The 6,809-nt window shown below is 36.2% G+C and carries 4 protein-coding genes and 1 pseudogene; all 5 read left to right on the top strand.

Features of this window, described 5'->3' with window-relative positions; genetic code table 11:
• A partial coding sequence (locus P8M54_RS07970) for an asparagine synthase-related protein (protein WP_300286994.1) occupies positions 1 to 632 on the top strand: 632 nt, incomplete at its 5' end.
• 242 nt (positions 633 to 874) lie between these two features.
• The gene (asnB, locus tag P8M54_RS07965; RefSeq protein WP_300286993.1) at positions 875 to 2,476 is read left to right on the top strand and encodes an asparagine synthase B; all 1,602 of its coding nucleotides are present in this window, start codon (positions 875 to 877) and stop codon (positions 2,474 to 2,476) included.
• Between the two features lie 192 nt (positions 2,477 to 2,668).
• Entirely contained in the window at positions 2,669 to 4,612 is a 1,944-nt protein-coding gene (gene gyrB, locus P8M54_RS07960) for a DNA topoisomerase (ATP-hydrolyzing) subunit B (RefSeq protein ID WP_300286991.1), read from the top strand.
• A gap of 84 nt (positions 4,613 to 4,696) precedes the next feature.
• Entirely contained in the window at positions 4,697 to 5,632 is a 936-nt protein-coding gene (gene mdh, locus P8M54_RS07955) for a malate dehydrogenase (RefSeq protein ID WP_300286989.1), read from the top strand.
• 223 nt (positions 5,633 to 5,855) lie between these two features.
• Positions 5,856 to 6,809 (top strand): annotated as a pseudogene (locus P8M54_RS07950) (protein translocase subunit SecDF); the annotation flags it as partial.

The raw sequence follows: 6,809 nt of genomic DNA, 5'->3' as shown, positions 1-6,809 counted from the left end.
AAGGAGCTGATGAGTTATTTGGAGGGTATTTGTACTTTCACAAAGCACCCAATGCTCAAGAATTTCACGAAGAGAATGTTCGTAAATTAAGTAAACTACATATGTACGATTGTTTGCGTGCGAATAAAAGTTTAGCAGCGTGGGGAATTGAAGGTCGTGTTCCTTTTCTAGATAAAGAATTTATGGATGTCGCTATGCGAATTAATCCACAAGACAAGATGATTAATAAAGAACACCCTATGGAAAAATGGGTAGTTCGTAAGGCTTTTGAAGATTTGTTACCACCAAGTGTAGCTTGGAGACAAAAAGAACAATTTTCTGATGGAGTAGGTTACAGTTGGATTGACACCTTAAAGGAAGTGGTTGCTAAAGAAATTTCAGATGAACAATTAGCAAACGCAAAATACAAGTTTCCTTTGCAAACGCCAACCTCAAAAGAAGAATATTATTACCGATCTATTTTCACAGAACATTTTCCAAGTGATGCAGCAGCCTTGTGTGTGCCGCAAGAAGCAAGTGTGGCTTGTAGTACTAAAATAGCTTTGGAATGGGATGAAGCATTTAAAAACATGAACGATCCATCGGGTAGAGCAGTAGCTAATGTCCATGATGATGCATACCTGAAAGCATAAGAAGAAAATCATTTTTAAATTTTTAATTAGTAAATTGAAAAACGTTCTCCAATTTGAGAACGTTTTTGTTGTGAAGTACTTTAATTGTGATTGCTATTTTTATTAAGTCTAAAAATCAAAAATTTAGTTAATTATTTGGGTTTCTTTTTTATATTTGATTTTAGCTTTAAATTAAATCTAGTAATATGGCGAATTATATAGAGAATATTCTCTTTGTGATTCAGAAAATAAAATAGAATAGTATGTGTGGAATAGTGGCCATTATTGGTAAAGGTAAGGACCTGCAACTTGTGAAAGATCTTTCTAAAAGAATGTCGCATCGTGGTCCGGATGAGAGTGATTTATATTTGACTGCAAAGGGTAATATTTTGAGTAGCGAACGCTTGTCAATTATTGATTTGACCTCGGGTAGACAACCTATTCAAGGAACTTCGGATGCTTGGATGGTTCACAACGGCGAGATATACAATCATCAAGAATTAAGAGACGGGCTGTTAGCAGCGCATTCATTTCGAACGAAATCGGATAGTGAGGTAATTGTACATTTGTACGAGGAATTTGGCTATGACTTTTGCAATAAATTAGATGGAGATTTTGCCTTTGTCATTATCAATGGAGATGATTTTATGGCAGCTAGAGATCCTCTTGGAGTGAAGCCCTTGTATTATGGCTTGGATGAAAGAGGAAGAATGTACTTTGCTTCAGAGATGAAAACGATTACTGACCAATGTGTTACTTTATCAACATTTCCTCCCGGACACTACTACACCGTAAATTCTGGTTTTGTAAAGTATTACAGACCTGAATATGAAGACTATTTACATGCCAATCAGGAATTAGACTTGGAGGCTATAAATAGTACTTTAACCGCAGCTGTAAGCAAACGATTAATGGCTGACGTGCCTTTGGGTGTCATGCTTTCTGGTGGATTAGATTCTTCTTTGATTGCAGCGATCACCGCCAGAATACTGAAAGAGAAAGGTTTGAAATTGTATACATTTTCAATTGGATTAGACAAGAATGCTCCCGATGTTATCGCAGCAAGAAAAGCGGCTGATTTCATAGGGACTGAGCATCACGAAGTTTTCTTTACCGTAGAACAAGGAATAGAATTGCTTGATAAGTTAATTTGGCATTTGGAAACCTATGATATCATATCGGTAAGAGCGAGTGTGCCGATGTATTTTTTATCAAAAGCAATACGTGATCTAGGTATAAAAGTCGTGCTTTCAGGTGAAGGTGCTGATGAGGTTTTTGGAGGCTATTTGTATTTTAGAAATGCACCATCGGCAGAAGATTTTCAGAAGGAAACCATCGAAAGAGTTCAAAAACTATTTACGGCAGATTTATTGCGTGCCGATAAATCAACTATGTCTCAAGGATTAGAGACCAGAGTTCCGTTTTTAGATACTGCTTTTTTAGATGTGGTGATGCGAATTAATCCCGAAGAAAAACAACCTAAAACGTACGATAATAAGGAGAAATATATCGTCCGAAAAGCCTTTGATGATGTTGATAATCCCTATTTACCAGACGAGATTTTATGGAGGCAAAAAGAGCAGTTTAGTGATGGAGTAGGCTATGAATGGATTGATCAATTAAAATCTTATTGTGCAAGTCAGGTGACGGATGAGCAATTAGCGGGAGCTACAGTTGAATTTCCGTACAATCCTCCTACTACAAAGGAGGCTTATTTATACCGCACGCTTTTTCATAAATATTATCCACAAACAAATGCTGCTCAAACAGTTAGAAAGTGGATTCCCCGTTGGCAAGAAAACGAAGATCCAAGCGGAAGAGCAAATGCTGCGCATATTGGGTCTGGAGCGGGAAATGCAAAATAAGACTTGCACTAGTCATTAGATTTGCTGTTTAATAAAATTTAGAACGTTCTCCTCGCGGAGAGCGTTTTTTTATGGGCTATAAATCAACAATATGTTAATAACTTAAGGGCTTAAAAGGGTAATTTAACGGTTATATAGGTTGCATTTTTATATATTTGCGTGTTAGACAAAATTTCATTTAGAATAAATCATATGAGCGAAGAAATCAATAAGAGCAATTATTCAGCGGATAGTATTCAAGCATTAGAAGGAATGGAGCATGTTAGAATGCGTCCATCCATGTATATTGGAGATGTAGGAGTTCGAGGATTACATCATTTAGTTTATGAAGTAGTTGATAACTCGATCGATGAGGCAATGGGAGGCCATTGTGATACCATTCGAGTAGATATAAATGAAGATGGCTCTATCTCTGTTGAGGATAATGGACGTGGTATTCCGGTTGGAATTCATAAAAAAGAAGGTGTTTCTGCGCTGGAGGTTGTAATGACTAAGATTGGTGCTGGAGGTAAATTTGACAAAGATTCGTACAAGGTTTCTGGAGGATTACACGGTGTAGGGGTTTCTGTTGTAAATGCACTTTCTAATCATTTAAGAGCTACCGTTCACAGTAGTGATGGAAAAATATATGAGCAAGAATACGAGAAAGGAAAGGCGTTGTATCCTGTAAAACAAATTGGTGAAACGACTAAAAGAGGTACAATCGTAACTTTTTATCCGGATCCAACTATTTTTACACAATCAATTGAATATTCATACGATACACTATCGGCTCGTATGCGTGAATTGTCATTCTTGAACAAAGGAATCACAATAACTTTTACAGACAAAAGAGAAAAGGACAAAGACGGAAATTTTGTTTCAGAGGTTTTTCACTCAACAGAAGGACTAAAAGAATATATTAGATATTTAGATGGAAACCGCGAGCCTATTATTGCTCATGTGATTTCTATGGATAACGAAAAAGGAGATATTCCTGTTGAAGTAGCACTTATTTATAATACGAGTTATTCAGAGAATATTTTTTCGTACGTAAACAATATCAATACCCACGAAGGAGGAACGCACTTACAAGGTTTTAGAACTGGTTTAACAAGATCATTGAAGAAGTATGCAGATGCTTCGGGAATGTTAGATAAATTAAAGTTCGAAATCGCTGGAGATGACTTCCGTGAAGGGTTAACAGCCATTATTTCTGTAAAAGTGGCGGAACCTCAGTTTGAGGGACAAACCAAAACGAAACTAGGGAACAGAGAGGTTGTTTCTCCGGTAAGTCAGGCAGTTGGTGATATGATTGAGGCCTATTTGGAAGAAAATCCAAATGACGCACGAATCATAGTTCAAAAAGTAATTCTTGCGGCTCAAGCGCGTCATGCGGCTAAGAAAGCACGTGAAATGGTACAGCGCAAAACCGTAATGGGTGGCGGTGGATTACCAGGGAAATTATCAGATTGTTCAGAGCAGGATCCAGCAAAATGTGAAGTATACCTTGTCGAGGGAGATTCGGCAGGTGGAACTGCAAAACAAGGTCGTGACCGAGCTTTTCAAGCTATTTTGCCATTACGTGGTAAGATTTTGAATGTTGAAAAAGCAATGCATCATAAAGTGTTTGAAAACGAGGAGATTCGTAACATATTTACTGCTCTAGGAGTTACCATAGGTACTGCCGAAGATAGTAAAGCTTTAAATATCGAAAAATTACGTTACCATAAAGTAATAATAATGTGTGATGCCGATGTCGATGGTAGTCACATCTCTACTTTAATTTTAACTTTCTTCTTCCGATTCATGAAAGAATTAATCGAGGAAGGCCATATTTACATTGCAGCTCCTCCTTTATATTTAGTTAAAAAAGGCAACAAGAAAGAGTATGCTTGGAATGATGTACAACGTGATCAAGCGAACGAAAGAATGGGTGGAAGTGCTGCAATTCAGCGTTACAAAGGTCTTGGAGAGATGAATGCAGAGCAATTGTGGGAAACAACAATGGATCCTAATTTCAGAACTTTACGTCAGGTAACCATTGATAGTTTAGCCGAAGCTGACCGTGTGTTCTCAATGTTGATGGGTGACGAGGTGCCGCCACGAAGAGAATTTATCGAGAAAAATGCAGTTTACGCTAATATTGACGCTTAAAACATAAAAAAGGTAAAAGAGTTTCTGATTTTTTTACTGCTATAAAACAACCAAATTAACGATTAACCGAATAAACTCAAAATTATGAAAGTTACCATAGTAGGGGCAGGAAATGTAGGAGCTACTTGTGCAGATGTTATTTCTTATAGAGGAATTGCTAGCGAAGTAGTATTATTAGATATTAAAGAAGGATTTGCCGAAGGTAAAGCATTGGATATTATGCAATGTGCTACCAATACAGGTTTTAATACCAAAGTAGTGGGTGTAACTAATGATTATTCTCGCACTGCGAATAGTAATGTAGTGGTTATTACCTCTGGTATTCCAAGAAAACCAGGGATGACTCGTGAAGAGTTGATAGGTATTAACGCCGGTATTGTGAAAACGGTTATCCAAAATGTTTTAGAATTTTCACCAGAAGCAATAATTGTGGTGGTTTCTAATCCAATGGATACGATGACTTATTTAGCGCTAAAATCAACAGGATTGCCTAAAAATAGAATTATAGGAATGGGAGGCGCTTTAGATAGTTCTCGTTTTAGAACGTATTTGTCTATGGCTTTAGATAAACCAGCTAACGATATATCAGCTATGGTTATTGGTGGACATGGAGATACAACTATGATTCCTTTGACTCGTTTAGCATCTTATAATGGAATGCCAGTATCTCAGTTTTTATCAGAAGAAGCTTTGCAAAAAGTGGCAGCTGATACAATGGTAGGTGGAGCAACCTTAACGGGACTTTTAGGAACTTCAGCTTGGTACGCACCAGGAGCATCTGTAGCTTATTTAGTAGACAGTATCTTGAATGACCAAAAGAAAATGATTGCTTGTTCTGTTTTCGTAGAAGGGGAGTATGGACAAAATGACATTTGTATTGGTGTTCCATGTATCATTGGTAAAAACGGTGTGGAAGAAATCGTAGATATCAAATTAAATGATGCTGAAAAGGAGTTGTTCGCTAAAAGCGCAACTGCTGTTCGTGCAATGAATGATGCGCTAAAATCAATTTTAGAATAAACTATTTGCAATATAACGTAGAAGACTGCAGTTTTGCAGTCTTTTTTTTGAGATTAGTTAATAAATAAATTGGTTAATCTTTTCGTTAATTATATATTTGCTCGGTTTAAAAAAATAATGGGGGTTTTTACGGTCTTCCTTTTAGGAGAAATATCGTTTGAAGGCTTGTATTATCGGTTTGAAACAAACATAAATAATAAAAAATAATTAATTTTTAGTAATAATGCAGAATAAAGGACTTATTAAATTCTTCGCAATTCTATTTGCATTGGTAAGTATTTACCAACTTTCGTTCACTTTCGTGGCAAACAAAGTAAAAAGTGATGCAAAATCTTTTGCAAAAGGGAATCCTGACAAGGAACTTAAATACTTGGACTCTATCGGTAAGGAGAGTGTTTTTAATTTAGGATTTACCAATTTTACTTTTAACGAAGTAAGTGACAAACAAATTAATAAAGGTCTGGATTTAGAAGGAGGTATCAATGTGATCCTTCAAATCTCAGTTAAAGACATTTTGAAAGGATTATCTAATAATTCTAAAAACCCTATTTTTAATAAGTCGATCGCAGATGCAACAGCAAATTTGCAAGGAAACAAGCCATTTATTGATAAGTTTTTTGAAGCTTTCGAAGCGAATTCTAAAGGAACTGTAAAATTAGCATCTCCAGATATCTTCGCTAACAGAAGTTTGCAAGGTGAAGGTGGAGTTGATTTCCAAATGACAGATTCACAAGTTCAAAAAGTAATCAGAAGAAAAGTTGATGAGTCTGTAGAGAGTGCTTTTGGAGTACTAAGAAAACGTATTGATAAATTTGGGGTAACACAACCAAATATTCAAAAGTTAGGTGAGTCTGGTCAAATTCTTGTTGAGCTTCCAGGAGCTAAGGATGTTGATAGAATCAAGAAATTATTACAAAGTACAGCTCAGTTAGAATTTTGGGAAACCTATAAAATTGAAGAAATAGGTAACTTTTTAATGGCTGCAAATGAGTCATTGAAAAAAACTGAAGTTGCTAAAGTAGAAACTAAACCAGCAGTGGCAAAAGATTCTCTAAGTGCTTTGTTAACTGACGCAAAAGATACAGCAGTAGCTAAAAAAGGAAATAATCCTTTATTAGATAAAATTATTGCACAAGGTGGTGGTCCAGTATTGGGTCTATTTTCACCAAAAGATACT

Origin of the sequence: Flavobacterium sp., from assembly GCF_029242675.1 — a bacterium.
GTDB lineage: Bacteria > Bacteroidota > Bacteroidia > Flavobacteriales > Flavobacteriaceae > Flavobacterium.
This window is presented reverse-complemented; position numbering and strand designations above follow the sequence as displayed.

Bases quoted from the DNA above. Each gene is read 5' to 3' on its own strand.
- mdh (WP_300286989.1), top strand. From the start codon at position 4,697: ATGAAAGTTACCATAGTAGGGGCAGGAAATGTAGGAGCTACTTGTGCA.
- asnB (WP_300286993.1), top strand. From the start codon at position 875: ATGTGTGGAATAGTGGCCATTATTGGTAAAGGTAAGGACCTGCAACTT.
- gyrB (WP_300286991.1), top strand. From the start codon at position 2,669: ATGAGCGAAGAAATCAATAAGAGCAATTATTCAGCGGATAGTATTCAA.